25 protein-coding genes and 1 tRNA gene are annotated in these 26,509 nt (G+C 65.3%); 12 read left to right on the forward strand and 14 right to left on the reverse strand.

What is annotated here, in order from left to right; all coding sequences use genetic code 11:
- The first annotated feature begins 220 nt into the window (after positions 1 to 220).
- On the forward strand, positions 221 to 676 hold the full coding sequence (locus OCUBac02_RS02505; protein WP_047573465.1) for a Fur family transcriptional regulator: 456 nt from the start codon (positions 221 to 223) through the stop codon (positions 674 to 676).
- Between the two features lie 9 nt (positions 677 to 685).
- Here OCUBac02_RS02505 and OCUBac02_RS02510 read toward each other — a convergent pair whose 3' ends face one another.
- Together OCUBac02_RS02510 and OCUBac02_RS02515 are read right to left on the reverse strand one after the other, a co-directional pair.
- The gene (locus tag OCUBac02_RS02510; RefSeq protein ID WP_173043328.1) at positions 686 to 958 is read right to left on the reverse strand and encodes a GNAT family N-acetyltransferase; all 273 of its coding nucleotides are present in this window, start codon (positions 956 to 958) and stop codon (positions 686 to 688) included.
- Between the two features lie 18 nt (positions 959 to 976).
- The gene (locus OCUBac02_RS02515) at positions 977 to 2,596 is read right to left on the reverse strand and encodes an OpgD/OpgG family glucan biosynthesis protein (RefSeq protein ID WP_173043329.1); all 1,620 of its coding nucleotides are present in this window, start codon (positions 2,594 to 2,596) and stop codon (positions 977 to 979) included.
- Positions 2,597 to 3,319: 723 nt separating this feature from the next.
- Between OCUBac02_RS02515 and OCUBac02_RS02520 the strand changes: the two genes are divergently transcribed.
- From OCUBac02_RS02520 to OCUBac02_RS02530, 3 genes are all read left to right on the forward strand, one after another.
- On the forward strand, positions 3,320 to 4,465 hold the full coding sequence (locus OCUBac02_RS02520) for a type III PLP-dependent enzyme (protein WP_047573457.1): 1,146 nt from the start codon (positions 3,320 to 3,322) through the stop codon (positions 4,463 to 4,465).
- Positions 4,466 to 4,699: 234 nt separating this feature from the next.
- Entirely contained in the window at positions 4,700 to 5,236 is a 537-nt protein-coding gene (locus OCUBac02_RS02525) for a GNAT family N-acetyltransferase (protein ID WP_173043330.1), read from the forward strand.
- A 265-nt stretch (positions 5,237 to 5,501) separates the two neighbouring features.
- A complete protein-coding gene (locus OCUBac02_RS02530; RefSeq protein WP_173043331.1) occupies positions 5,502 to 6,938 on the forward strand; it encodes a homospermidine synthase in 1,437 nt (478 codons plus the stop codon).
- Positions 6,939 to 7,368: 430 nt separating this feature from the next.
- Here the strand turns inward: OCUBac02_RS02530 and OCUBac02_RS02535 are convergent, their stop codons facing one another.
- The 4 genes from OCUBac02_RS02535 to OCUBac02_RS02550 all read right to left on the reverse strand — a co-directional run bounded on the left by OCUBac02_RS02535 (position 7,369) and on the right by OCUBac02_RS02550 (position 10,959).
- Positions 7,369 to 8,763, reverse strand: coding sequence for an MFS transporter (locus tag OCUBac02_RS02535; RefSeq protein WP_173043332.1), 1,395 nt, complete (start codon positions 8,761 to 8,763; stop codon positions 7,369 to 7,371).
- Positions 8,760 to 9,431: an LON peptidase substrate-binding domain-containing protein gene (locus OCUBac02_RS02540; RefSeq protein WP_173043333.1), complete on the reverse strand. Its 672-nt coding sequence runs from the start codon at positions 9,429 to 9,431 to the stop codon at positions 8,760 to 8,762. The genes OCUBac02_RS02535 and OCUBac02_RS02540 overlap by 4 nt, the downstream gene beginning before the upstream one ends.
- A 22-nt stretch (positions 9,432 to 9,453) precedes the next feature.
- Positions 9,454 to 10,353 (reverse strand): thioredoxin, encoded by a 900-nt coding sequence (gene trxA, locus OCUBac02_RS02545; protein WP_047573443.1) that lies wholly within the window; start codon positions 10,351 to 10,353, stop codon positions 9,454 to 9,456.
- 81 nt (positions 10,354 to 10,434) lie between these two features.
- On the reverse strand, positions 10,435 to 10,959 hold the full coding sequence (locus tag OCUBac02_RS02550) for a prolyl-tRNA synthetase associated domain-containing protein (protein ID WP_047573440.1): 525 nt from the start codon (positions 10,957 to 10,959) through the stop codon (positions 10,435 to 10,437).
- A 233-nt stretch (positions 10,960 to 11,192) separates the two neighbouring features.
- On the opposite strand from OCUBac02_RS02550, the gene OCUBac02_RS02555 reads away from it, so the two are divergent.
- A tRNA-Gly gene (locus OCUBac02_RS02555) sits at positions 11,193 to 11,267 on the forward strand.
- A 1,386-nt stretch (positions 11,268 to 12,653) separates the two neighbouring features.
- Here OCUBac02_RS02555 and OCUBac02_RS02560 read toward each other — a convergent pair.
- Together OCUBac02_RS02560 and OCUBac02_RS02565 are read right to left on the reverse strand one after the other, a co-directional pair.
- Positions 12,654 to 14,156 carry a UdgX family uracil-DNA binding protein gene (locus tag OCUBac02_RS02560; RefSeq protein WP_173043334.1) on the reverse strand — a complete coding sequence of 501 codons (1,503 nt, stop codon included), beginning with the start codon at positions 14,154 to 14,156 and terminating at the stop codon, positions 12,654 to 12,656.
- Positions 14,153 to 15,385 carry a putative DNA modification/repair radical SAM protein gene (locus tag OCUBac02_RS02565; protein WP_173043335.1) on the reverse strand — a complete coding sequence of 411 codons (1,233 nt, stop codon included), beginning with the start codon at positions 15,383 to 15,385 and terminating at the stop codon, positions 14,153 to 14,155. The genes OCUBac02_RS02560 and OCUBac02_RS02565 overlap by 4 nt, the downstream gene beginning before the upstream one ends.
- A 181-nt stretch (positions 15,386 to 15,566) precedes the next feature.
- Between OCUBac02_RS02565 and OCUBac02_RS02570 the strand changes: the two genes are divergently transcribed.
- Complete coding sequence (locus OCUBac02_RS02570; protein ID WP_173043336.1) at positions 15,567 to 16,115, forward strand: biliverdin-producing heme oxygenase; 549 nt, start codon at positions 15,567 to 15,569, stop codon at positions 16,113 to 16,115.
- Positions 16,112 to 18,646: an HWE histidine kinase domain-containing protein gene (locus OCUBac02_RS02575; protein ID WP_173043337.1), complete on the forward strand. Its 2,535-nt coding sequence runs from the start codon at positions 16,112 to 16,114 to the stop codon at positions 18,644 to 18,646. The genes OCUBac02_RS02570 and OCUBac02_RS02575 overlap by 4 nt, the downstream gene beginning before the upstream one ends.
- Positions 18,647 to 18,667: 21 nt before the next feature.
- Here the strand turns inward: OCUBac02_RS02575 and OCUBac02_RS02580 are convergent, their stop codons facing one another.
- The 5 genes from OCUBac02_RS02580 to OCUBac02_RS02600 form a co-directional block, all read right to left on the reverse strand.
- Entirely contained in the window at positions 18,668 to 19,741 is a 1,074-nt protein-coding gene (locus OCUBac02_RS02580) for a histidine kinase dimerization/phosphoacceptor domain -containing protein (protein WP_173043338.1), read from the reverse strand.
- A gap of 22 nt (positions 19,742 to 19,763) precedes the next feature.
- Positions 19,764 to 20,177, reverse strand: a complete 414-nt coding sequence (locus OCUBac02_RS02585; protein WP_173049280.1) for a response regulator — start codon at positions 20,175 to 20,177, stop codon at positions 19,764 to 19,766.
- Positions 20,178 to 20,203: 26 nt separating this feature from the next.
- The gene (locus tag OCUBac02_RS02590) at positions 20,204 to 21,700 is read right to left on the reverse strand and encodes a sensor histidine kinase (protein WP_173043339.1); all 1,497 of its coding nucleotides are present in this window, start codon (positions 21,698 to 21,700) and stop codon (positions 20,204 to 20,206) included.
- 165 nt (positions 21,701 to 21,865) lie between these two features.
- Positions 21,866 to 22,117: a DUF6894 family protein gene (locus tag OCUBac02_RS02595; RefSeq protein WP_173043340.1), complete on the reverse strand. Its 252-nt coding sequence runs from the start codon at positions 22,115 to 22,117 to the stop codon at positions 21,866 to 21,868.
- Positions 22,118 to 22,150: 33 nt separating this feature from the next.
- Complete coding sequence (locus OCUBac02_RS02600) at positions 22,151 to 22,900, reverse strand: Crp/Fnr family transcriptional regulator (protein WP_173043341.1); 750 nt, start codon at positions 22,898 to 22,900, stop codon at positions 22,151 to 22,153.
- Positions 22,901 to 23,108: 208 nt separating this feature from the next.
- Here OCUBac02_RS02600 and OCUBac02_RS02605 point away from each other — a divergent pair, with 208 nt between their 5' ends.
- The 5 genes from OCUBac02_RS02605 to OCUBac02_RS02625 all read left to right on the forward strand — a co-directional run bounded on the left by OCUBac02_RS02605 (position 23,109) and on the right by OCUBac02_RS02625 (position 25,622).
- Complete coding sequence (locus OCUBac02_RS02605; RefSeq protein ID WP_173042960.1) at positions 23,109 to 23,315, forward strand: hypothetical protein; 207 nt, start codon at positions 23,109 to 23,111, stop codon at positions 23,313 to 23,315.
- A 9-nt stretch (positions 23,316 to 23,324) separates the two neighbouring features.
- Positions 23,325 to 24,194 carry a hypothetical protein gene (locus tag OCUBac02_RS02610; RefSeq protein WP_173043342.1) on the forward strand — a complete coding sequence of 290 codons (870 nt, stop codon included), beginning with the start codon at positions 23,325 to 23,327 and terminating at the stop codon, positions 24,192 to 24,194.
- A 112-nt stretch (positions 24,195 to 24,306) separates the two neighbouring features.
- The gene (locus tag OCUBac02_RS02615; protein WP_173042961.1) at positions 24,307 to 24,582 is read left to right on the forward strand and encodes a hypothetical protein; all 276 of its coding nucleotides are present in this window, start codon (positions 24,307 to 24,309) and stop codon (positions 24,580 to 24,582) included.
- A gap of 101 nt (positions 24,583 to 24,683) precedes the next feature.
- Complete coding sequence (locus tag OCUBac02_RS02620; RefSeq protein ID WP_047574775.1) at positions 24,684 to 24,941, forward strand: hypothetical protein; 258 nt, start codon at positions 24,684 to 24,686, stop codon at positions 24,939 to 24,941.
- A gap of 72 nt (positions 24,942 to 25,013) precedes the next feature.
- The gene (locus OCUBac02_RS02625) at positions 25,014 to 25,622 is read left to right on the forward strand and encodes a peptidase S14 (RefSeq protein ID WP_244639074.1); all 609 of its coding nucleotides are present in this window, start codon (positions 25,014 to 25,016) and stop codon (positions 25,620 to 25,622) included.
- Positions 25,623 to 25,883: 261 nt separating this feature from the next.
- Here OCUBac02_RS02625 and OCUBac02_RS02630 read toward each other — a convergent pair whose 3' ends face one another.
- Positions 25,884 to 26,492 (reverse strand): TetR/AcrR family transcriptional regulator, encoded by a 609-nt coding sequence (locus OCUBac02_RS02630; protein WP_047574771.1) that lies wholly within the window; start codon positions 26,490 to 26,492, stop codon positions 25,884 to 25,886.
- Positions 26,493 to 26,509 lie beyond the last annotated feature (17 nt).

The raw sequence follows: 26,509 nt of genomic DNA on the forward strand, positions 1-26,509 counted from the left end.
GAAACATGCCGTCATTCCGGACAAGCCGCGTAGCGATGCTGATCCCAGAATTCATCGCAGGCCCGGCGCTGTGGCGGGTTCCGCAGCAGGTCCAGGATGACGAGCGTTTCGAGCGGGCCCATTAATCCATATCGAGAAGCGTCCGCATTATTAATGCAAATGCGAATGATTTTCTTTCATCCGCTTTTGCAATTGGCCGATGGCATTGCTATGGCAAGGCATGAGCGAGACCGACCGGCGTATTGCCGTTTTCGAGAGCCAGTTGAAGGGTGCCGGGCTGCGCATGACGCAGCAACGGCGGCTGATCCTGCGTGTTCTGGCCGAAGCCGACGATCATCCCGACGCGAAGGGCATCTTCACGCGCGCCTTCGCGCATGACCCGACGCTGTCGCTCTCGACCGTCTACCGGACCATGAAGGTGCTGGAATCGCAGGGCGCGATCGAGCGCCATGCCTTCGAGGACGGCATCTCGCGCTACGAACATGCCGATCAGGAACATCACGACCATCTGATCGACGTCGATTCGGGCGAAGTCATCGAATTCTCCTCGGATGCGATCGAGGAGCTGCAGCGACGGATCGCGGCCGAGCTCGGCTATGAGCTGGTTCGCCATCGCCTGGAGCTCTACGGCCGCAAGAAGCAGCCGGCGCGCCGGGGCGGCCGCAAGACGTCCTGAGCGACCCTGTCAGCCGTCGACGACATCCTCGTATTCGGGGTGCTTCGCGATCCAGCCCTTGAGGAACTCGCAGCGGACCACGGCCTTGCGCCCGCTCGCGCGCAGCAACTCGAAAACGCCCTTCGCCAGTTTCGAGCCGATGCCCTGCCCCGCGAACTGGGAGGGTACCTCGGTATGGACCAGCACCAGCCGCTCGCCATCGCGGCGATAGGCGACGAGCGCGGTGCCGCCGTCGAGCGTGAGTTCGAAGCGGTTCTGCGCGGGATTCTCGACGACATCCATGATCGAGGCTCCTTCGGATCAGCCCTGCGCCTCGGAGCGCCAGGGATAGCTCCAGGTTTCGGTCAGCGTCTTGCCGCCGCTCTTGAGGAAGGCGCGCATCTCGGCCAACTGGCCGGGCTCGACCACGACGTCGATGAAAGCGCGAAAGCCCTCGGTCTTGCGGTTCGGCACGAGGAAGGCGCGGTCGATCCGGCCATAGGCGATCGAGGGCACGATCTCGACCTTTTCCGGCTGTTTCAGATAGTAGTCGAGGTCGCCGCCGGCGAAGTCGACGATGAAGCGGCGGGAGCCCGCGGTGACGGGCTCGCCCGAGCCCAGCGCCTTGGGCTTGGCCTGGTAGGTGTTGACCACGCGTCCGCCCGGATGGAGGTCGCCTGAATCCAGCATCGAGATCAGCTTGTAGCCGAAGGAGAATTCCTTGCCCGGCTCCAGCGGCGTCTTCGGCGCCCAGAGCGCGACGATGTTGTCGTTGGTCTCGTCGGTGGTCGGCATCTCGATCAATTCGACGATGCCCTCGCCCCAGTCGCCCTGCGGCTCGACCCAGTAGGAGGGCCTCAGCTCATAGGAGAGGTCGAGATCCTGATAGTGCTCGAAGGTGCGGTCGCGCTGCATCAGTCCGAAGCCGCGGATACTGCGCTCGACGAAGGACGAGACGGCCTGCTGCTTCGGGTTGCGCAGTGGGCGCCAGATCCACTCGCCGCTGCCGGAATGGATCATCAGCCCGTCGGAATCGTGCAGCTCGCTGCGGAAATCGTCGAAGAAGCGGCGGTCGTTCTCGCCGGTGAAGAACATCGAGGTCAGCGGCGCGAGGCCGAGCTTCTCGACGGCCACGCGCGGATAGAGCGTCGCAGCGACCTCCATGACGGTGTCGAGATCGGGATAGATGGTGAAGCGATAGGCCCCGGTCACGACGGGCGAATCGAGCAGCGTGTGGATCACGATGCGCTCGGCGCCGGCCGCCGGCGCCTCGATCCAGAACTCGCGGAAGACGGGGAACTCCTCGGCGGTCGTGCCGGCGCCGATCGACAGGCCGCGTGCCGAGAGACCGTAGCGCTGGCCGCGGCCGAGCACGCGGAAATAGCTCGCGCCGATGAAGGAGATCAGCTCGTCGTAAACGCGGGGGTCGTTCAGCGGATAATGCAGGCGGAAGCCGGCGAAGCCGAGATTGACGGGCAGCGGCTTGTCGAACTTCACCTTGCCGTAGTCGAACAGGTTCGCGGCATAGGGCACCGGCATCGGCACGCCGTCGCGCACGACGTTGACCGTGACCGGGCGGGTGAAGAGGAAGCCCGGGTGGAACATCTGCATGCGGAAGGGCGAGCCGTTCTGCTGCAGCAAGGCCCGCTCGGGGCGGAAGCGGATGTCGCGCCAGGAATCGTAGTCGAGCCTGGCCAGCGCCTCCGGCAGCGGCGCGATCGGCTCATAGGGAACGGCGGCGATCTCGCGGGCGCGGCGCTGCACGTCCTCGAAGCCGAAGCGCGGCTGCGGCGCGGCGTTCTGCGGGGCGGGCGGCTGCGGCTGGCCCTGCGGTTGAGGCTGGGGGCGCGGCTGCTGCGCGAGCAGGACGGAAGGCGCCGCCGAGAGGCAAAGCGCGGCTGAAAGTCCGCCCAGGACGCGGCGGCGGTCTGTCGTGGTCATGCGTGTTCCGTCTTCCCCGTTGCCCGGGCTTTCCGAGATAGGCGACTAGCGAGAGTTAAGGCCATCGAATGGGGCCGGTCTAGGGCATCCGGCATTGACGGCGGATGAACATCCCGCAAGGTTCCGCAACGTCCGCGCGAGCCATGGCTAAGTCATAGCCGGCAAAGCGCTTTCCGCTGTCAACCTGCTCCCGACCAGGCGCGGATCGGCCCTGCAAAAAAATGCGGCTCCGGGCGCATAAAACACTTGTGGTCCGGGTCGGGCATCCGTATATCGCGTTCACCCAATTCGCACGTGCCTGTGGCCGCGTGCCGGTCGGTGGGCATCCGGACAAGAGGCCGGACAGCCGCCAGGGGTTGGAAGACGGATGGAGGGGATGGACATCCCTCAAATCACGCTTCCCAGTCTCCGCGAGGAGATTGTTCCCCGACACAGACCGGCAGCCGGAGGCAAAACCGGCGAACCCCGAATCTCCACGGGGGACGCAGCTTAAAGCAACGACGGAGCGGGCTTTTTTGGTCTCGTTGGCTTTCCACAGGTCAACACCGAAGAGGCTTGTCCTTCATTGCCGGCCGTGCGGGGTCTTCCCCAATCGAACGGTGTTTCGGGTCCGGACGACTCGTCCGTTGTCGTAGGCGTCTCCACAGCGCCGCGCGACAGCGACGTTTCACTCCGGCGATACATCGCATCGACGCCGCTTGCGTCGCAGGGGAGTCGCGTCTCATGACCGACCGCATCCGTGAGTTTCTTCGTACCCGCCGCGAGGACGGGCCCTGCGTCGTCATCGACACCGAAGTCGTGCGCGCGAACTACCATGCCTTCGCCCGTGCGCTGCCCGACACCCGCGTCTTTTATGCGGTGAAGGCCAACCCGGCGCCGGAGGTGCTCGCCCTGCTCGCCAAGCTCGGCTCCTGCTTCGACTGCGCCTCGGTCGTCGAGATCGAGCTCGCGCTCGCGGCCGGCGCCACGGCCGATCGCATCTCCTTCGGCAACACCATCAAGAAGGAGCGCGACGTCGTGCGCGCCATGGAGCTCGGCGTGCGCCTGTTCGCCGTCGACTGCACGGCCGAGGTCGAGAAGGTCGCCCGTTCCGCCGAGAAGACCGGCACCAAGGACGCGCGCATCTTCTGCCGCATCCTCTGCGACGGCGCCGGCGCCGACTGGCCGCTTTCGCGCAAGTTCGGCTGCGTGCCCGAGATGGCCGCGGACGTGCTGGAGCACGGCCATCGCATGGGGCTCATGGCCTATGGCATCTCGTTCCATGTCGGCTCGCAGCAGGCCAATGTGAACGCCTGGGATTCGGCCCTGGCCTCGGCCTCGGCGATCTTCAAGGAATGCGCCACCCGCGGCATCTCGCTGTCGATGGTCAATCTCGGCGGCGGCTTCCCGGCGCGTTACCTGAAGCCGATTCCGGGCGTGCCGTCCTATGGCGACGCGATCTTCCGGGCGCTGTCGAAGCATTTCGGCAACCAGCTGCCCGAGACGATCATCGAGCCGGGCCGCGGCATGGTCGGCGAAGCCGGCCTGATCGAGGCCGAGGTCGTGCTGATCTCGAAGAAGGCCGAGTCGGACGAGGTCCGCTGGGTCTATCTCGATATCGGCAAGTTCAACGGTCTCGCCGAGACCATGGACGAGGCGATCCGCTACCCCATCCGCACCGTGCGCGATGGCGATGCGACGGTTCCCTGCGTGCTCGCCGGCCCGACCTGCGACTCGGTCGACGTCATGTACGAGAAGACCCCGTACATGCTGCCCTTCTCGCTGGAGATCGGCGACAAGGTGCTGATCGAGGGTACGGGCGCCTATACGACGACCTATTCGGCCGTCGCCTTCAACGGCTTCCCGCCGCTGAGGCAGTACGTCATCTGACGGAAAAGTACGGGGCGGCTTCCGCCGCCCCTATGCCAATCGGGTCCGGCGAAGCGCCCTGTCTGAGACGGCAGGCCGCCCGGTCGAACGGGCGGAGCGTTCATACCTCCAGAACGGAGGTTACGAGCGTGGCTCCCGCCGGACCCCTCTTCCCCACATCGTTCCATTGTGGCCGCGCGCGAGCGTGGCGCCGGGCAGGTCCATGAGGATGGGCGCTCCGGCCGGAGGTGCGTCATGATCACGATCCGCGACGAGATCGCCACAGACATTCCCGCCCGCGAGGCGCTGCTCGACCGCTGCCTGGGCGAGCGTCGCACCGCCAAGTCGAGCGAGCGCCTGCGCGAGGGCCGTCTGCCGGCGCAGGGCCTGGCCCTCACCGCCGAGCGCGACGGCGAAGTGCTCGCCACAGTCCGCCTCTGGCATGTGGAAGCCAATGGCGTGCCGGCGCTGCTGCTCGGCCCGCTCGCGGTCAAGCCGGAATTGCAGGGCGAGGGTCTGGGCAGGGCGATGATGCGGGAGGCGCTCTGGCGCGCGGCCTGCCGCGGGCATGGCGCCGTCATCCTCGTCGGCGACGCGCCCTATTACGCCCGGTTCGGCTTCGATCCGGCGCTGACCCGCGATCTCGCCATGCCCGGCCCGGTCGAGCGCGAGCGCTTCCTCGCGATCGAATTGCGCGACGGCGCGCTCGATGGCGCGCGCGGCGTGCTGGTTGCCAGCGGCGCTGTCATCCCTGCAGCCTTCGAAGCGGACGAGGTGGCGCGGGCCGCCTGACGCTCCCGATTCATCGTCATCGCGCCGTCATCGCCCGGCGCTTTCCATGCGCTCACCCGCGTGGAAGGCGCCTGGGCGATTGACGGCGCGATTGTGCGCTCATACGACCCTTTCGACCTTTTTTATCCCTAGAGCACGCGCCGAACAGACTGCGTTGCAGTCTGTTCGGATCACGCGTTCTCTATCACTAAGTTAGAGACGGATTCACCGATTAGGTTGGTTCAACCTGATCGGATCCGGCTCTAGAACCCAGGAGTTACAGAGAATGACGAATTGGCCCGTCTACGGCGAGATCACCGGCCCGATCGTGATGATCGGCTTCGGCTCGATCGGCCGCGGTACGCTGCCGCTGCTCGAACGGCACTTCAAGTTCGACAAGAGCCGCTTCGTCGTCATTGCTCCCGATGATTCAAATCGCCACCTGCTCGACGAGCGCGGTATCCGCTTCATCCAGGAAGCCGTCACCATCGAGAACTACAAGACGATGCTGGAGCCGCTGCTGACCGTCGGCGGCGGGCAGGGCTTCTGCGTCAATCTTTCCTGCGATACCGGTTCGCGCGACATCATGGAGCTCTGCTCCAGTCTCGGCGCGCTCTATATCGACACGGTCAACGAGCCCTGGCTCGGCTTCTATTTCGACGAGAGCAAGGGGCCGGGCGAGCGCTCGAACTATGCGCTGCGCGAGATGACGCTGGCGGCCAAGCGCGCCCGTGCGCCCGGCTCTACGACGGCCGTCTCCTGCTGCGGCGCCAATCCCGGCATGGCCTCCTGGCTCGCCAAGAAGGCGCTGCTGAACGTCGCCGCCGACATGCGCCTCAACGTGCCGCAGCCGAAGACCCGCGAAGAATGGGCCGGGCTGATGAAGCAGGTCGGCGTCAAGGGCATCCATATCGCCGAGCGCGACACGCAGCGTTCGAAGAACCCCAAGCCGCCTGGCGTCTTCGTCAACACCTGGTCGGTCGAGGGCTTCATCTCCGAGGGCGTGCAGCCGGCGGAGCTGGGCTGGGGCACGCATGAGACTTGGATGCCGGAGAACGCCCGCACCCATGAGAGTGGCTCGCAAGCGGCGATCTACCTGATGCAGCCTGGAGCGGAGACCAAGGTCAGGAGCTGGTGCCCGACGCCGGGCCCGCAATACGGTTTCCTGGTGACGCATAACGAGTCGATCTCGATCGCCGACTATTTCACGGTGCGCGACGAGAGCGGCAAGGCGATCTACCGGCCGACCTGCCACTACGCCTACCACCCGGCGAACGACGCGGTGCTCTCTCTGCACGAGATGTTCGGCAATGCCGGGCGCCCGCAGGAGGAGCATCATATCCTCGAGGAGAACGAGGTCGTCGACGGCATCGACGAGCTCGGCGTGCTGCTCTACGGCCATGACAAAGGCGCCTACTGGTTCGGCTCGCAGCTTTCCACGGAAGAAGCGCGCAGGCTCGCCCCGTACCAGACCGCCACCGGCCTGCAGGTCACCTCGGCGGTGCTCGCGGGCATGGTCTGGGCGCTGGAGAACCCGAAGGCCGGCATCGTCGAGGTCGAGGAGATGGATCTCGACCGCTGCCTCGAAATCCAGATGCCCTATCTCGGGCCGGTGAAGGGCTACTACACCGACTGGACGCCGCTCGACGGCCGCCCGGGCCTGTTCCCGGAGGATATCGATACCAGCGACCCCTGGCAGTTCCGGAACATCCTGGTTCGGTAAAGGCCGCCATTGAAGGGTGTCATCCCGTGCGCGCTGCGGCATGTGGATACCGCTGCGCAGACACGGGATCGTCTTCCGGAAAGGGCGCCTTCTGATGCAGGGAGGCGCCCTTTCCTTTTTAAAGGAGGCCTCTCGTCGCGCGGTCCCGTGTCTGCGCAGCAGCGTTTCACGCTGCAGCGCGCACGGGATGACACCCTAGGATTTAGGGGTGACCTTTATCGCTCCGGCGCGGAATATCGTTGTTTGCTAACCGCTGTCTTCCCGTGCGCGCTGCGGCACGAAGTGCTGCTGCGCAGACACGGGACCGATTTCCGATAGGGGCGCTCCCTGGTGCAAGGGCGCGCCCTTTCGTTTGAGGGGCCCCTTCTCGTCGCAGGGTCCCGCATCTGCGCAGCAGCACTTCGTGCCGCAGCGCGTGCGGGATGACGCTCTATGACCTGCGGACCCTCACACCCGCGAGCAGCGCTGCGCCCGCCAGGAAGAACAGGATCAGCACGGCAAGGCCCGCCCGCTGGCTGGCGAAGATCGTCGTCGCCAGCGCGACCAGCGTCGGCCCCAGGAAGGACGTGACCTTCCCCGACAACGCGAAGAGCCCGAAGAACTCGCCGATGCGCCCTTCCGGCGCCAATCGCGCCATCAGGCTGCGCGAGGCCGCCTGCATCGGCCCGGCGACGAGGCCGATCAGCAGGCCGAGACCCAGATAGACCCGTTCCGGCAGCGAGGCGAAGAGCCCATCGCCGGCCATGGGCGGGGCGGCCGGGATCACGAACAGGATGTGGTCGGCGCCGAGCGAGAGAATGCCGATACAGGCGAAGAGCAGGCAGGCGATGGAACCCAGTACCACCGGCTTGCCGCCGATGCGGTCGTCGAGCTTACCGCCGAGCCAGGCTCCGAGCGTGCCGGTGACGGTGAGCAGGATGCCGAAGATGCCGAGCTCGATGGTCTGCCAGCCGAAGACGCCGGCCGCGTAGATGCCGCCGAAGGCGAAGAGCGCGACGAGCGCATCCTGATAAATCATGTTGGCGAGCAGGAAACGGCCGAGCGAGGGTAGCTTCGGCAGTTCGGCCAGCGTCTCCTTCAGGCGCCCGACGCCGCCCTTCGCCGCCTCGGCAAGGCTTAAGCCCGTCCTGCCGGAATCCGGGGTCAGCAAAAACATCGGCGTGACGAAGACGATGAACCAGAGCGCCGTCAGCGGACCGGAGAAGCGGTCGCCCTCGCGGGCGGCGGCGTCGAGACCGAAGATCGGCGCGATGCCGATGAGCGTCCTGCCGGTCTGCGGATCGGCGGCGAGCAGGCCCAGCGTGATCGCGAGCGAAAGCAGGCCGCCCAGATAGCCGATCGCCCAGCCGGTACCGGAGAGCCAGCCGAGCCGCTCCGGCGGCACCAGCCGCGTCATCATCGCATTGTTGAAGGTGGTGGCGAATTCGGCTCCGATCGTGGCGATAATGAAGCCGGCGAGCGCGATCGGAACCGCCCATGAGGAGCCCGGCACGGCGAACCAGAGCATCGCGGAGCCGATCATCAGCAGCGCGCCGAAGGCGGCGATCCAGGGCTTGCGCGGGCCCGTCCGGTCGGCGATGCCGCCGAGTAAAGGCGAGAGCAGGGCGATGCACAGGCCGGCGAAGCCCGTCGCATAGCCCCAGAGCGCCTGGCCGTCGGCGGCGTCCTTGGCCAGCGCCGAGGCGAAAAAGGGGGCGAAGACGAAGGTCGTGATCAGCGTGAAGAAGGGCTGGGCCGACCAATCGAAGAACAGCCAGGCGGTGACCGCGCGGCGCGGCGGCCAGACGGTTGGTGGCGCTTCGGCAGGCGGCGTCGCTGGCGTCACTGCAGGGTCGTGTCCGGGTCGCCGCCGCCGCGGGCAAGCTCGATCTCGGTGATTGCGACCAGAACCTCTGCCCGATCCTTCAGCGTCGGCGCTTCCAGCAGCGCCTGCTTCTCGCGCGGCCCGAACGGGCACATCATCGAGAGCGCATTGACCAGGGCCTCGTTCGGGGCCTCGTTGACGCCCTTCCAGTCGATCTTGAGGTCGTTGGCCTTGGCGAAGTCCCGAAGCGCCTTGAGCAGGCCCTTGCGGTCGACCTCCTCCTCGCCGGTGCGGGCGACGAAGTCGGCGGCGAAGCCGTCATAGCCGACGCGGCCCTGGCGATAGGGCGTCGTCACCGCCAACTCGTCGAGCAGGCGGAAACGGCTGATGCCCGTCAGGGTGATGATGTAGCGGCCGTCGCCGGTCTCGGAGAACTGGGTGATGCGGCCGAGACAGCCGATCTTGAGCAGCGGCGGAATCTCGGGCTGACGCCCGGTATCCGGCTCGGGCTGGATGATGCCGATGACGCGCTCGCCCTTCAGCGCATCGTCGATCATGGCGATATAGCGCGGCTCGAAGATATTGAGCGGCATCTGGCCGCGCGGCAGGAGCAAGGCGCCGCCAAGGGGAAAGAGCGGGATCGCCTCCGGGCAGTCCTGGGCTCCCTCGTAGACGGCGTTCATGCCCATGCGCGCCTTGTCCTTGTGCCGGTCAGGAGAACAGCAGAGTCGAAAGCTTGCGGCGCCCGGCGACGCTCGCCTCGTCCATCGGGCCCCAGGCCTCGAAGAACTGCAGGAGCTGCTTGCGCGCGCCATCGTCGTTCCATGTCCTATCGGCCTTGATGATGGCGACGAGATGGTCGACCGCCTCCTCGCGCCTGTCGCGGGCGTTGAGCGCCAGCGCCAGATCGAAGCGGGCCTGATGGTCCTTCGGGCTTGCGGCGACTTTGGCCTCCAGCTCGGCCGTGTCGCCGAGCGAGGCGGCCTGCTCGGCGAGCTCGATCGCGGCGCGAATGGCCGTGATCGCCGGGTCGTTGGCCTTGTCCGGAGGCGCCATGCCGAGAATGCCCTTGGCGCCCTCGATATCACCATTGTCGAGATGCAGCCGCGCCAGCCCCGCGATGGCGGCGAGGTTGTCCGGCTCGATCTCGAGCACGCCGGCATAGAGCTCGCTCGCCCCGGCCGGGTCGCCTGCCGCGATGGCTGCGGCGGCAGCCTCGATCAGTTCGCCGGTCTCGCCCGGCCCCATCGGCCCGACGAGGCGCTCGATGAAGGCCTTGATCTGCCCTTCCGGCTGCGCGCCCATGAAGCCGTCGATCGGCTGGCCCTGCTTGAAGGCGATCACGGCGGGGATCGACTGGATGCCGAGCTGGCCGGGGATCTGCGGGTGCTCGTCGATGTTCATCTTGACGAGCTTGACCTTGCCACCGGCGGCCTTGACCACCTTCTCGATGACAGGGGTGAGCTGCTTGCAGGGACCGCACCAGGGCGCCCAGAAATCGATCAGCACCGGTTGCTTCATCGATTCGGCGATGACGTCCTGGCGGAAGCCCTGGGTCGTGGTGTCCTTGATCAGGCCGTTTGCGTCGGCCGCCTCGCCATTGACCAGCATGGGTCGTCCTTCGTGATCTGTCCTGGAGGCGCAGGCGTGCCCGTGCGGCAGCCTGCGCAGTTGCGCCATAGATGGGGTGCTTCAGCCGTTCTGTCCATCGGGCGGGACCGGCAAATCGACGATCAGCGGCTCATGCCCCGTGCTCCGGAAGAAAGCCAGAAGGTCGTCGCGGCTGACCCGCAAGGTCGCCGTGTTGATCAGCGGGTGGAAATTGACGTCCTCGCCGGATGCGAGCGTGGCATCCAGCACCATGGTGACGTCGCCGGCCCGATCGTTGATCACGGCGAAGGCGGTGACGGAGCCCGGCGTGACGCCGAGCTTCTCCAGCAGCAATTCAGCCGAGCCGAAGGAGAGCCGGCCGCTGGCGCCGATGCGCTCGTGCAGGCGCTTCAGGTCGATTCGCGCGTGGGCCTCGGCCGAGACCAGGAAGATCCGCCCCTTCTTGTCCTTGAGGAACAGGTTCTTGGTGTGATGGCCGACCATCTCGTCGCGATGCGGCGCCGTCTCGGCGACGGTGAACACGGCCGGATGGTCGGTTCGGTGGAAGGCGATGCCCTTCTCGCTGAGATAAGCACAGAGCTGGTCGGGTGTGGCGGGCGTGGTCATGGCGAGGAGATCGGCAGGGTCGGGGTTTGGGACGGTACTGAAAACGCCTGCCAGGACGGCAGGAAGAGGCCGGAAGATGCCTATCCTCGCCGCGCGCGGGCAGCAAGAGAAAGGCGCTGAATCCGGGCTTCCGTGGAGGGCGGCAAAAAAACTTTTGCCGGGGTGCTTGCGCTTCGCGGCGCTTTGGGGCAATAACCCGGCCGCGCCGCCAACACGGCGCGACTGTCTCGGATGCGGGTGTAGCTCAGGGGTAGAGCACAACCTTGCCAAGGTTGGGGTCGAGGGTTCGAATCCCTTCGCCCGCTCCAGACAATCTCAAGGCTTCAGAAGCACGTAAGCGTCGGATCTTCCGGCGCTTTTTGCTTTTCCGGCTTGAGATATTCGGCGCCCTTTCCGAAGGGCTCCGAAAGCCCGTGGTTACCTCGCGGTTATAAGTACGATCGGTTTCGTAGATGTCGTCGAGTTCCGCCTCGTCGGCGGCATCGGCGACGCGCTCGTCAAGCGGCAAGATTCCCTCGTCGCAGGCCATGACGACGGCGCGGAATTCCAACCCCTTGGCCAGGCTCATGGGCGCGGTCGTCATCTCTCCCCCGCCAGGGAGCCCAGCGATGGCGAATTGAGCGCGTGTGACGAGATGCGAAGTCCGGACGAACAGGCCGATCTCATGGGGAGCGATTCCTTCGCCAAGCCACGTCTCAACGATTTGACGCACAGCGTCGGCTTCTGCTGCGATATCGCCAAGAGACTTCACCTCGGGAGCTGGACCGTCGAAGACCGAGATGATGCCGCGACGCTCGTCCTCCAGCCCGTCGGTGTCGCGCAGCACCGTCGGCAACAGCTTGTCGGCGGCGCGACGGATCTGTTGCGAGGTCCGGTAGCAGACCTTGAGCGTATGCGAGCGGCCCCGCACGTCGACGCCGAGGCTCGCCCACGAAAAGGGATGCTGGAAAATGCGCTGAAGGGGCTCAGATGCGGGCCCTTGCGCGGCATTTGATGACGAGGCTCCTGGGCCCGCGTCTGAGAGCCTCCAGAGGAGGAAGCCGCGGCCCGGGGCCGTGGGCTAGGTTTGGCGGTTCCGACATTGCTGAGCGTTGCGGTGTCGGTGTTCGTGCTGATCGGTTGATCCCGGGCGACCCCGTCCAATTGATGCTCGGCGATCTCGCGACGCCGGCGAGCCTTGCCGATCTCAGGGTCCGGCTCGGTCTCGACCAGTCGCTGCCGATTCGGTTCGGCATCTGGGTTCTCCCGTCGCAGCGACTTCCTCTTCTCGGTCAATTGCTTGTGGAGGAGCGACGAACGCGGCCGGGTCCTTTTACCTCCCCAAGCAGGTGAAGCATGGACGGGAAACAGATGACCGGAGATCCGGAGCTTTTCCAAGCGTAGTCCCGGCGAAGAGTTGATCAAGATAAGAATCTGATATGTAAGGCTTTTTTTATTGTTCCGTGCAGTTACATGGGGCGGCGGAGACGATGTGGGCCGATTGCCAAGGTTGGATGAGGTTTGGACTCCGTCTTGCCCGTTTCAGACAATCTCAGGAGTCGAGAGGCATGCAGGCGTCGGGTCCTCCGGCGCTTTTTGCTTTTTGGGTTCTCGGCGCTCAAGCCGTTCCGGGGTCTGCTAAGATCGGATGTCTCGTCGAGGCAAGACGCAGATCTCAAATCATCGCGCGCCGGTCGGGATGCGGTAGCGATTATCTATCTCTTTGTTCTCGCATCGGAGTTTTGCGGGCAGTGGGTTCCGCTTTTCGGTCCGATGCCATAGCGCGGCTCCGCGCCTCGAACCTGGGTGAGATCGTCGACGAAGCGGGCATATTCGCGCGATCGGGCCTCTTTGTCGGGAAGGCGCAACAGGAACGAGGGGTGGATCGTCGCCAGCAGTGGCGTGCCGTCTTCGAGCGCGAGTCCGCGCTCCCGCGCGCTGGCCAGCGAACCGGCATACCCCGTCAATGATCGCAGGGCGCTGGCACCGAGGGCAATGACGACCCGAGGCTTCACGAATTGCAGTTCCAGATCAAGCCAGAAGCGACAGGCCTCGATCTCCCCAATATTGGGCTTCTCGTGGATGCGGCGCTTGCCGCGCAGCTTGAATTTGAAGTGCTTCACCGCATTGGTGACATAGGCTCGCGTTCGATCGAGCCCAACCTCTCTCATCGCCCGATCGAAAATCCGCCCTGCGGGACCGACGAATGGTCGGCCGGCCAGATCCTCCTGGTCGCCCGGCTGCTCGCCCACGAACAGGATCGGCGCGTCCAGCGGGCCTTCTCCGAATACCATCTGCGTGGCATGGCAATGCAGCTCGCAGCGCCTGCAGCGCTGCGCCGCGGCGGCCGCATCCTGCCAGGACGTGATCGCGGCGTCGTCCGCCGGTGCCTCCAGCCTATGCCGAAGCTGCCTGACATGCCGTTCGGGCGGAGGCGTCGGGGCGCGCGTCACCATATCCTCCGCCCGTCGGGTGGCGCTTGCGATCAAAGGCGCAATCAATTCGGCCTCGGGCAGGTTCCGCCAGTACTTCACCGGCATCTCGCTCTTCATCGCACTCGGCTTCAGGCGGGCCGGATTGAAGATGGCGGCGTAATAGGTGCGCCAATAGGCTTCCATGGCATCGCCGTCGGGCGCATCGGTTTTGCTGGCGGCGGGGCCGATCCGGAGGGCCGTGCCGTCCCAGTGCAACGATCCCTGCGGTGTCATGATCGACCAGATCATCCCGGCAAAGCGCCCCGTGAAAAAGCTCGCGGCCCGTTCGAGGATGAAATGCTCCGGCTCGAACCAGGCAATGAAAGGGCCGTCATCGCCCGCACCCGACACGGCCCGGAAGCGGACGAAGGCGGTCATCTTGTGCAGGTCGCGGCGCACCGAGCGGGCCATCGCCTCGGCGCGTGCGATGTCGCCGTCGGCAGCATTGTCGAGCAGGCGTGGCTCGTCCTGCAAACGCAGCAGCAAACGATGCAGCAGGGCGAAACGGCCGGTATCCCGATGACAGACGACGTTTTCGGCAAGCTCGATGAAACGACGGGACACAGTCAGCGCAATGCTTCCGCCCTCGACCTGGGCAAGGTTCTCCGTTGCGAACAATCCGGCATCGTCCTCCCCCGTCAGCCAGGCGACGGCCTCGGGCTGGACGCCGGCAAGCGCTAGCCGGCGGGCCTCGCGGCGCCAGCCGGCAAAATCGGCAGGCCCGTTCAGCCGGGCCGCGATCACGGGAAGAGCGTCAATTGTCGCGGTTGCGGCTTCAGCCGGGCTCGCAGGTTCTGGGCGTCGAGGCCGCTGCCCGGGCGCCAGCCCTCCGCCAGGATGAAATGCCGGATCGTCGCGAGCGATCGTGTCAGCCGACCGACATCTTCCAGCCTGAGCCGGCGGAACCGCCGCGAGGCCAGAATGCGATCGACACTACGCGTACCGAGACCCGGTACCCGCAGCAGGGTCTCGCGATCGGCCCGGTTCACGTCGACGGGAAAGCGCCCGCGCTCGCGCAGCGCCCAAGCGAGCTTGGGGTCGATATCGAGATCGAGCATGTCGTTCGTCCCGAGGATCTCCCCGGTCTCGAAACCGTAGAAGCGTGTCAGCCAGTCGGCCTGATAAAGCCGGTGCTCGCGCATCAGCGGCGGCGGCTGGAGCGGCAACTGGCGCGAGGCATCGGGGATCGGACTGAAGGCCGAATAATAGACGCGCTTCAGACCGAAGCTGCCATAAAGCCAGGCGCTGCGCTTCAGGATCGCGGAATCGCTTGCGCCATCGGCGCCGACGATCATCTGCGTGCTCTGCCCGGCCGGCGAGAAGGCCGGGGCCTTCTCGCTCTTTTCCCGTTCCTCGCGCGAGGCCTCGATCTTCAGTTTGAGGCCACCCATCGCGCTCTTGATCTCGCCCGCCCGCTTCTCCGGCGCGAAGCGCGCGAGCGCTGCCTCGCTCGGCAATTCAACGTTGATCGATACCCGGTCCGCGAAGAGACCGGCGCGCTCGATCAGATCGCGGCTCGCGCCGGGGATCAGTTTCAGGTGGATATAGCCGCGGAACCCGTGCTGCCGGCGCAGCGTTTCGGCAACGCGCACGAGTTCAGCCATCGTGTAATCGGCCGAGCGGATGATGCCCGAGGACAGGAAAAGGCCTTCGATATAATTGCGGCGGTAGAAATTCAGTGTCAGCGCGACGATTTCCTCGACTGAGAAACGGGCGCGGCGGACATTGCTCGACGAGCGGTTGATGCAGAAGACGCAGTCGAAGCTGCAGAAATTCGTCAGCAGGATCTTGAGCAGGGAGATGCAGCGGCCGTCCGGTGCATAGGAATGGCAGATGCCGGCGCCCGTGGTCGAGCCCAGTCCCTTTCCGTCACGCGAATCACGCTTCGTAGTGCTGCTCGATGCGCAGGAGGCATCGTATTTCGCGGCGTCGCTGAGAATTTCAAGTTTCTCCAGGGCCGAGAGTTGAGCCATCGCCATTCCTTTTGTTCACTATATGTTCTTAGTAAGATTCCGGGCGGACTTCAAGTCGGTCCGTTCGGCGAGAAGGCCGGACGGACCGAAGCGGCTGGACAATTCGCCGTGAAGGCAGCGCCGATTCCGGTGAGATTGGGCTATAGCGATCCCGACGCGGGCGATTCTGGATGCCGACGGAATGATTGAGATCAGAGGTTTTCTGCGCGATGAGACGAGCGAGCTTCATCGCGAGCTGGACGCCATCGTCGGCGGGTTCTCGGACCGCACCTCATATGCGCGCTTCCTGCTGGGGACATTCCGTCATCGCGCCCCGGTCGAGACCGCTTTGCTGAGGACCGCTGCAGCGCAGGTTTCTGCGTGGCGGCCGCGTCGACTCCTGCCGGAGTTGGAAGCGGATCTCACCGATCTCGACCTGCCTCACCCCCTGGTCGACCCTTTCCATCTGTCAAATGACATCGCTGCGTTCCTGGGCGCCGCCTATGTTCTCGAAGGTTCTGCCCTGGGGGCGCGCATGCTGGTGAGGGGAGTGGATGTCCTGGGGTTCGGGCCTGGATTCGCAGCGCGCTACCTCTCGGCCCAAGCCGAGTCTCTCGAGAGCTGGCGTGCGCTGCTGGTCGTTCTCGAAGGGCTTGACCGGCCTGCCTGGGATGCCGCGGCTCAGGCGGCCAGGGCTGTCTTCCTGCACGCCATCCAGGCCTTCATCTCGGAAGAGCTCTCATCTGCATGACGACCGTTGATCTGACGAATTGCGATCGCGAGCCGATCCACATCCCCGGCAGCGTCCAGCCGCATGGGTGTATGATCGTGTGCGATGCCGAGGCGGTGACGATCAGGCGCCATTCGTCGAATGTTAGCTCCTTCCTCGGGCTCGGGGAGTTCGAGCTGGTCGGTCGCCGGCTCGAGGACGTCCTCGGGGGGCCGGTCGTGCACGAGATGCGCAATGCGCTGGCGCGGTCCGGCGTGCCCTCCCGGGCTGGCCTGATGCCCCGCTATCGCCTTCCCGCGCTGGATCGCGCGTTCGACATCTCGATTCATGCCTTCAAGGGCAACGCCATCATCGAGTTCGAGGAGAGCGGCCCGGCCGGACCAAGTTCGCCGCTCGAATTCGCCCGGACGCTGGTCGGCCGGCTCTCGGACGTGACGACTCCGGGCCAGCTGATCAAGAACGCGGCACGCCTGCTCCGCGCGGTTCTGCAATACGACCGGGTGATGATCTATCAGTTCGCGCCCGATGGCTCGGGCAAGGTCATGAGCGAGGCCAAGCGCCCCGACCTCGAAAGCTTCATGGGGCAGCATTTCCCGGCGAGCGACATCCCACAGCAGGCGCGGCAGCTCTATCTCCTTAATCCGATCCGCGTGGTTTCGGATTCGAGCGGCGAGCGCTTTCCGATCACCCCGGTGCTCGATGCAGCGGGCGAGCCGCTCGACCTGTCCTATGCCCATCTGCGCAGCGTCTCGCCGATCCATTGCGAATACCTGCGCAACATGGGCGTATCAGCCTCGATGTCGGTGTCCATCATCGTCGACGGCGCGCTCTGGGGCCTGATCGCCTGCCACCACTACAGCCCGCGCTCGCTGTCCATGAACCGCCGGATTGCGGCGGAAATCTTCGGCGAGTTCTTCGCGCTCCAGCTTGGCGCTCTGACGCAGAAGCAGATGCTGCTCGCCGCCGAGAAGGCCCGGGATTTCCTCAACGATCTGCTGTCGTCCGCCGCACATGTCACCGATGCCTCGAGCTTTCTCGGCCAGCATCTCGCCGAATTCCGCAATCTCGTCGAAAGCGACGGCGTCGGCGTCTGGGTGAATGGCGAATGGCGTGCCGAGGGCAGCGCGCCGCCGGCCGCGTTCGCGGAGGAACTGGCGGCTTTCGCGGCGTCGGTCTGCGAAGGGCGGATCTGGGCGACGACGGCCTTGGGCGAAGCCCTGCCGGAAGCACGCGCCCATGCCGATCAGTTCGCGGGCATGCTCGCTATTCCGCTTTCCCAGATTCCACGCGACTACCTGTTCTTCTTCCGCAAGGAGCTGGTCCACACGATCGAATGGGGCGGTGACCCCAACAAGACCTACACGACCGGCCCTCACGGCGACCGCCTCACGCCGCGACAGAGCTTTGCGGTGTGGAAGGAGACCGTTGCCGGCCACTCCAAGACCTGGACCCCGGTCGAGCGCGAACTGGCGGAATCGGCGCGCCGGACCCTGATCGAGGTCGTGCTGCGTCAGAGCGAACTCCTGGCCGACGAACGGAACAAGGCCGAAATCCGCCAGAAGATGCTCAATCAGGAGCTCAATCACCGGGTCAAGAACATCCTTGCCCTGATCAAGTCGATCGTCGCCCACCCGCTTGCGGAAGGTGCAACGATCGAAGCCTATGTCACGTCGCTCAAGGGGCGGATCGAGGCGCTCGCCATCGCTCACGACCAGGCGATGCGGGCGAGCGGCGGCGGATCGCTGCTGGACCTCGTCAACGCGGAAGCCTCGCCCTATCGGACGAGTGGCGGCACGATCGCGGTTCGGGGGACGTCCGTCTCGCTCGATGCGCGCGCCTTCTCGGTGGTCGCTCTGGTGATCCACGAGCTGATCACCAATGCCGCCAAGTACGGCGCGCTCTCCGTCAAGACCGGGGAACTCTCGGTCGAATGGTCGGCCAATGCCGGGGGCGATTGCGAGATCGTCTGGCGGGAGCGCGGCGGCCCGCCAGTCAGGCCGCCATCCCGTCAGGGCTTCGGCAGCATCCTGATCGATCGCAGCATCCCCTTCGATCTCGGTGGGCGAAGCGATCTGGCTTTCGAGCCCGAGGGCATCACGGCCACGCTCTGCATCCCCGCCAAGTTCGTCCGCTGGACCGAGCATGCGGCCTCTCCCGAAGAGGCGTCCGTGCCGATCAAGGGCAAGCCCGGCCGGCCACTGGAAGGCAGGCGCGTGCTGCTTGTCGAGGACCAGTTCATCATCGCGATGGATTGCGAGGACATGCTGGCGAGCTTGGGTGCGAGCCAGGTCGAACTCTGCGCGAATGTCTCCGAGGCCCTGTCGTTCCTGGGCCGGACGGCGCCGGATCTCGCGATCCTCGACGTCAATCTCGGCCCCGAGACATCCGAGCCGATCGGCAACCGCCTGCGCGAGCTCGGCGTGCCCTTCCTTTTCGCGACCGGTTATGACGACCTCGCGATCCTCGGCGTCGCCGAGGCTGCGACGCTTCGCAAGCCCTACAATCTCGCTTCGCTGGAGGCTGCGCTGCGCAGGCTTCCGGGTATCGCGTAGCCCATGAGCGTCCGTCGCGGTTCAGGCTGCCTCGGACGCCGGAGGTGCCAGGCCGGCGGCGGATAGCTGCATGACGGCGTGCGTGCCGCGTCCGCCCGTCTCCCGATAGCGCAACTCGGTGGCGAGGCTCTTCGCCATTGCGCGCACGATCTTGCTGCCGAGGCCGGTGCCCCGGATCGTGCCGGTTCCGGTCCAGCCGACCCCGTCGTCGACGACCTCGAGCGTGACGACGTCGTCCTGGCGGGAGAGGCTGATCCGCACTTCGCCCTGACCGTCCGGATAGGCGTATTTCAGCGCGTTGGTGACGAGTTCGGTCGCGATCAGCCCGATCGAGATCGCCTTGTCGGTTTTCGCCGATACCGGCACCGGCGGGGATTCGAAGCGGATCGTCGGCATCTGACCGGATCCGGCCAGTGACTGGGAGAACTCATCAAGCAGCGAGCGCAGATAGCCGGCGAGATCGACGGTACGGACATCGTCGGAGGTGTAGAGGCTGCGATGCAGGTTGCCGATGGCGGTAATACGCGCCTGCGTCTCGGCCAGCGCCGCCTTGGCGCCGGGATCCTCGACCGAGTTGGCCTGCATCCGGACGAGCGAGCCGACCAGCGACAGGCTGTTGGCGACGCGGTGATTGACCTCGGCCAGCAGCGTCACGGCCCGGTCGCGCGCCGCCCGCACTTCCTGCTCGGCCTGCTCGCGGGCGCGGGTCAGGCGCGTCTTGACGACCGCGTGTTCCAGCGCCGCCCGCAGCAGCACCTCGAAATCCTCGCCGACCGTCTTGACAACATAGTCCATCGCGCCCGCCTTCAGCGCCGTCACGGCGATCGACAGCTCCGACGAGGCGGTCACGTAGATGACGGCGGGAGAAGCCGCATCCGCGGACAACGCTGCAAGGACGTCGAGCCCCGAGGCCGTTCCGAGATCGTGGTCGAGGATGATGACGTCGATACCGCCGGCCGCCGCGCGCGAGAGCCCGGCATCAGCGGTCTCGACATGCTCCACGACATAGTTGTGGCGCGCGAGCATGCGCTGCACGAGGCGCCCGAGCGTGGCGTCGTCGTCGATATAGAGAACGTTGATGGGCCGGTTCGGCATTAGCGGCGGTCGCGCAAGCCGGTCATGGCGTTTCCGGAACCTGGATGACGGAGAAGAATAGCCCGAGCTGCCGGATTGCATGGGCGAAGCCGTCATAGTCCACGGGCTTGGTGATGTAGACATTGGCGCCGAGATCGTAGCAGCGCTGGATCTCGCGGCTGTCATCGGTGGTGGTCAGCACGACCACCGGCGAACGCCTGGTATGCGCGTTCGCCTTGACCTTCTCGAGGATGTCGACACCGCCCATGTCGGGCAGGTTGAGGTCGAGCAGGATGAGGAGCTGCCGCCCGGCGCTGACGGCGCCGGAGCCGTCGGAACCGAACAGGTAGTCCAGCGCATCCGTGCCGTTGGCGAAGGGGATGATCTCGTTGCTGACCCCGGCACGGCGGATGTTCTTCTCGATGAGGCGGGCATGGCCTTCATCGTCCTCGATCATGATGATCGAGACGGGCTTTCCATTGGTCACGCTTCGGCACTCCGTCTGTAAGCCGCGAGGTCGGGGGGCAGGGTCACGGTAAAGGTCGTGCCTTTTCCGAGTTCTGAGCGCACGGCGATGTCGCCGCCGAGATTGCGCACCATCGTGCGGACATGGGCGAGGCCGATGCCTTCGCCCGCCGTGTTCTGCGTGCCCGAGCGGCGGAACAGCTCGAAGATGCGCTCGTGATCCGCCGCCGCGATGCCGCGGCCATTGTCCTCGATCTCGATCTTCACCCAGCCGCGGCGTTCCCGGCGCGTGCGCACCGCGATCCGGATCGGGCGGTCCGGCGCCCGGTACTTGATGGCGTTGTCGAGGAGGTTGCCCATGATCTGGTCGAGCGACAGGCGGTCGCTCATGACGCGGGGCACCTGCGGGTCGATCTCGATTCCGCCACCTTCCTCCGCGCTGGCCTGGTGGTGGACCGCTCCTGCCGCCGTCTCGATGAGCCCGGTGAGATCGACGCTTTCGGCCCGCAATTCGCGCCTGCCCTCGCGGGAGATCTTGAGGATCGCGTTGATGAGCCCATCCATCTTGCGCGTGGACGAGCGGATGAAGCCGATCGCCTCGGCAACGTCGACCCGCAGCGCCTCTTCGGCCGCCGCCTTCTGTTCCGGCGTTGCTGTGGCTCCGGCCCCGACATAAGCATCGATCGGCTCGAACATCGCCTCCAGCTCGCTGGTGAAGCCCATGATGTTCACCAGCGGCGCGCGCAGGTCGTGCGTTACGATATAGGCGAAGCGCTGCACCTCTTCGTTCGCCTTGACGAGCGCGTCCGTGCGCTGGCGTACACGCTCTTCGAGCCCGACATTGAGCGTTTCGACCTCGCGCCGGGCCGCGACGAGTTCGCGGGTATAGCTGATGATCGTCCAGCTTGCCGCGCCGGCCATAGCGAGGATCAGGATCGCGCCGATGATCGTGGTCCAGCGCAGCCGCGTCGAGGCCGTGACCTGGTCGTCGATCGCTTCCCGCAATTCCCTTTCCGAGATCGCCAGGATCGCGTTGAGATCGGCCCGCAATTCGTCCATCAGGCGTTTGCCGGCGCCGCTGCGGACAAGTTCCAGCGCGGTCTCGACGTCGCCTTTGCGCGTCGCCTCGACAGTGGCCGCGAGCTCCGCCATTTTCCCGTCGAGTTCGTTGCCGACCCTTTGCAGGATCGGGGTGATCTCGGGCAGCCTCGCGACGGCGCGTTCGAGCAGGGCGCGCTGTTCGGGGAGCCGCGAGACGGTCGCGCTGTAGGGAGCCAGATAGCTTTCGTCACGCGTCAGCAGATAGCCGCGCTGGCCTGTCTCCGCATCCTGGACCAGCGACAGGAGATCGGCGGTTGCGCTTCGCACGGCGCGGGCTGCGGTCACCTCTCCGAAATAGCGCTCGCTCGCCGCCGTCAGCCAGAGGGAGGTCGCGACGATGACGACGAGCACCGCAATGCCGACGGCGAGAAGCAGGGCGTTCGAGCGTTGGAAGAACGCCTGAGAGATAGGCATGCGGGGAACCAGCCGGAGAGGAGATTTTCTTTGCGCCGATCCAGGCTTCCAAAGCAACATCAAATGACATTGCGACGAGCGTGTCGCTGTGCATCGCGCCCGCGCACCGAAACCGACGCGCCCGCCTGCCAGGAAGCGGCGCGGGCCGAGCGCGGGGCGTCCCTTTCAGCGCTTGTCGGGATGTGAGGACGGAAGGCCGTCGAGGCGCAGGCTGGCTACGTAGATATCCGTCCCTTCGGCATTCTGCACGGTGACCGAAAGTGACATGTGGTCGCCATTGGGCAGCTTTTCGCGGTTCAGTGCGGCGAGCAGTTCCTTGGCCGCGTTGCGCGCGCTTTGGTCATCGGGCAGGTCCGTGCCTTCCTCGTCGATTTCGAGCTTCTCTCCGTCGCGCGTATGAAAGAAGTAGCTGGGCATGTCTGCCTAATGCAGCCGGCGCCAAGCTGTTCCTCAGGCGCTCGCGATTTTGACGGCGCCGGGCTGGAGATGCAGATAGTCCGGATCGAAATCCGCCAGTTTGCAAAGCCCTTTCCAGTCCAGGACCGTCAGGCGATTGGCACGGAGCCGAATGAGCTTGGCCTCCCGGATCTCCCTGAGCTTCTTGTTCATGTGGACGGTGGAAAGGCCGAGCGCATCGGCGATCTCCGGCTGCGTCAAAGGCAGGTTGCAGGTCACCCCGTCCGACAGGCCGATGGCCGTCATCTTGGTGATGAACTCGCAGAACAGATGGGCGATGCGGCTTGGTGCAGACCGGCGTCCGATCCCCACCATCCACTCGCGATAGATCGAGGCTTCGATCAGCGTTTCGCGCCAGAACGCCTCGGAGATGCGATAGGACGCTCGCGTGAGCGCTCGGACGGCATCGTGCGGGATCAGGCCGACGACCGCGGGGGTCAGCGCCCCCAAACAATGATCCATGCGCTCGATGAGCAGCGAATGGATATCCGGAATGTCGCCGGGAAGGTGGAGCGACAGGATCTGCCGGGCTCCGTCGCCGACGATCTTGTAGCGACAGACCAGACCTTCGGCGACCAGGCAGCACTGCTTGGTGATCTCGCCCTCCCGGACGATGTCCTGGCCGGCTTCGAAACGCTTCAGGGTGAGCGGCAGATCGAGAAGCTTGTCCCGCTCGGTCGCGGGGAGGGGAACATGGGTTTCGAGCTTGAGAACGAGACGTTCCAGATAGAGCTGCTTGTCCATTCGCTCCCTGCCGTTTCAAATGTCCAGGCCGACAGCAACGTGCTTTTGCTTCGGGAGACAACATCATTTGCTCATCGAGCCGCTGGATCGGTCGGCAAACGCCTTTCGGTCTCAGGCTGCGCGCCGCCGGCGCGTTTTTCAAGACCGCCGGGTTTCTGGATGTCGAGAAGCGGTGAAGCGCAATGCGATCGGTTAGTCGGCTTATCGTTTGACGCATATCGAATTGGCGCTCGCGGTCCCGGCTTCGATCGCTTCCGCGGTTATCACCCTCGCGCTCCAGGAACCTTTCCCCGACGCCAGCCGTTTCGCCCTCACTTTCGCTCGTCAGCAGGTGGGGCTCATGGACAGCATCATTTATCTCGTCGGTCTCGTGGTGGTCGTCATGGCCATCCTGTCGTTCCTCGGTCTTCGATAGGAATTCGCCATGTCCATGTCTGGAACGGACGTCGTCGTCGCTCCCGTGACCGTCAACAGGGAAAACCGATCCTATGTACAATGGGGGCCGATCCTCGGGGGTGCCGTCATCGCGACGGCCATCTCGACCATCATGACGGTTTTCGGGTCGGCGATCGGGCTGTCGATGGTCTCCGCCGATTTCGAGAAGAGTTCCAGCGCCACGGCGCTGGCGATCGCAGGCGCGCTCTGGGCGCTCTGGGTCATGGTTTCCGCGACGATGGCCGGCGGTTATCTCGCTGGCCGGATGCGCCAGCCGAGCTTCGACGCCAACCGCGACGAGCGCAAGCTGCGCGATGGGACCCATGGCCTCCTGGTCTGGGCGACCGGCGCCTTGCTCATCACCTTCGTAGCGACATCGTCGCTGTTCGGCGCGGCAAAGACCGCGGCCAGCAGTGTCGCCAGCGCGAGTTCCGGCGTGGCCTCGCTGGTCTCGCAGAATGTCGATCCGCTCGCGATGGCGCTGGACAACGTCATGCGTGCCAACGGTCAGCAGCCGCCGACTGCCCAGGAGCGTGACGAGGCTTCCCGGATCTTCGTCAACGCGTTGAAGGACGGCAAGATCGAGCAGGGCGACCGGGATTATCTGGCTTCGCGTCTCGCCGCGCGCTCCGGCATCAGCGAGCAGGACGCGCAGAAGCGTATCGACGACGCCTATGCCCGCCTGTCGCAGGCCAAGGAAACCGCCAAACAGGCAGCCGAGCGCGCGCGCAAGATTGCCGTCCTGACGGCGTTCCTCACCGCTGCCGCATTGCTGGTCGGAGCGGCCGCCGCATCCTGGGCCGCGACGCTCGGGGGCGAGCATCGCGACGAGAACCTGCGCGTCGATCCGGGACTCTGATCACTCGTGCGGAGCAAGCCCGGCTCCGGATGGGGCCGGGCATTCTTCGCATTCATCGCAACGATCGGATCGCTGCGGCGTTGCTTCTGCAGCATTTCAGAAAGGGTACGCGATGATCAGTCGTCACGACGAGCGAAATGGCAGCACCAACGGCCCGACCGAACCCAACCAGCGTCCGCCCGAAAAGCGCGAGGACGCGGCCGGTGACGCGATGAAGGGTCCCAAGGTCATCTCCGAGGGTAATCGGAAGCAACGTGCGAGAGGCAGGGACGTTCCGCCCGCCGGTCCGCATGCGAACGAGTCGCAGACGAACAAGGAGGCGACGCCGGGGGCCGGCGCGCTCCCGCCGTCCAGGCCGGTTCGCGACATCGACCCCGGCACCGGCTGACATTCAGCCACCTTCCGTCCGTGCTTTCGCAATTGGCAGGTGCCGCGCGGAAGGGCTGACGCTCTCGCTGATCGTGGCGGCAGCGAACAGACGACCGTCATATGACGGCGCGTGCCTGGCGCAACCGCGCTAGGCTCCACACCATGCCATTCTCATCGCTTCATAATCCGGTCGAGCTTGCACGTGCCCGGGCGGCCCTGGACGAGGCATGGAACCGGATCAAGCCGCTGATCGATGAAGCAGATCGGGATCGCGAGCGGACACGATTATCCTACATCGTGGCGTCTTTGGTCATGCTGGCACTCGATGAGGATGACCTGGTCGAACGAGCGCTGCGACATTATCGGACGCAGCAATAAGCCGGCCGCGAGGGAACCTCGTCGTCCAGCCGGCGTTCAGCCGCGAGAATTTCCATTGTCTCCGGATCGAGCATGAACGCGCATTCAACCGTGGCCGACGACGCTGCGAACGACCTCCTCCGCCCCCTTCAGGCCCGGGATTTCCTGAATCCTCCGATCCTGCTGGCCGGGATCGTCGATCACATGATGTACGCCTTCTTCAGGGATCGCCTGATGAGCGCTCCGCTGGAGGGCATCGTCGTCATCGAACTGAGCACGCTTGGGGGCGACCCCGAAGTCGCGCGCATGATGGGGGAGGATATCCGCTTCCACAGCGAGCAGGAGCCTGGCCGGCGCTTCGTCTTTCTGGGCAAGGCCGCGATCTACTCTGCCGGCGCGACCTTCATGAGCTTCTTCGCCCGCCCGAACCGCTATCTCACGCGCGGCACCCGCCTGATGATCCATGAGCGGAAAATCCAGGCGAACGTCATTCTGGACGGTCCTTTGACGATGTGCATCGCCAATCTCAAGGCGAAGCTGAACGAGATCGAACATTCGATCCAGATCCAGAACGAGGGCTTCCAGAATCTGATCGCCGGCTCGTCGGTGACGATGGAGCAGGTGCTCAGGCTGGCGCCGGAGAACTGGTATGTCGAAGCCGATGAGGCCAGGAATCTGGGGCTCATAGAGGGCGTCATCTAGAGCCTGCGCCGGGGTCTGCGGATCGATCGTGGCTTCATGCGGCGCAACCAGGCCTTTCCGCGTTTGACGGTGGCGGCTACGATGGCCGCATTCTCACTCCCCGGAGCAAGATTTCGGGCTCCTCACCCGCGAATGCGATGCAGAGGGGATCGATCCCGCCACCCGGCGTGGTCGGCTCGCTCCCGCTCCGGGTGTTGGCGGCGGTGCGGACGCGGGCTTGAGCGAATAGGTCGGCAGAGCGCCTCAAAGGGGCCGGAGCGCTCAGATCGCGTCTGCCTTGCGCCTGCCGTAAGCATTGTCGACGATGCGTATGACCGACCGGTAAAGCTGCTCGAGGCGGCTGAAATCGCCGCCGTCCTGCGTGATCCAGCCCGCACTGTCGGCGATGGCGACGAGCTGGAGCGCGATGTCGGCGCGCGGTGCGTCGGGCGAAAGCTCGCCCCTGGCGACCGCCTGCTCGACACCGGCGATGACCAGCCGGTTGAGCTGGGCCGCGAAATTGGCCAAGGCCTCCCTCGCTCGCGGGCCGATAACGTTGCTTTCGAGGCGCATCCGGCCGATCAGGGACCAGGGATGGGCCGTCTTGCCGGTCGGGTTGAACTGCAGATAGCGCTTGCGGTTCGATTCCATCATGCCCTCGACCTTCTCGAACAGCGTCTTGTCGCAGGTCCAGTTCAGCGTCCAGGCCTCGAGCGTGCGGTCGACGTACTCGACGATGACTTCTTCGCAGAGGTTGAGCTTGTTGCCGTAGTGATGATGGATATTGGCGCGCGTCACGCCCAATTGCTCGGCGATGTCGCGAAAGCGCAGACCCTGATAGCCATGCCGCAGCAACAGCGCGACCGTCACGTGTTTGATCTCGTCCTTCATCCCTGGCTATCCTGACT

The organism is Bosea sp. ANAM02 (genome assembly GCF_011764485.1).
GTDB lineage: Bacteria > Pseudomonadota > Alphaproteobacteria > Rhizobiales > Beijerinckiaceae > Allobosea.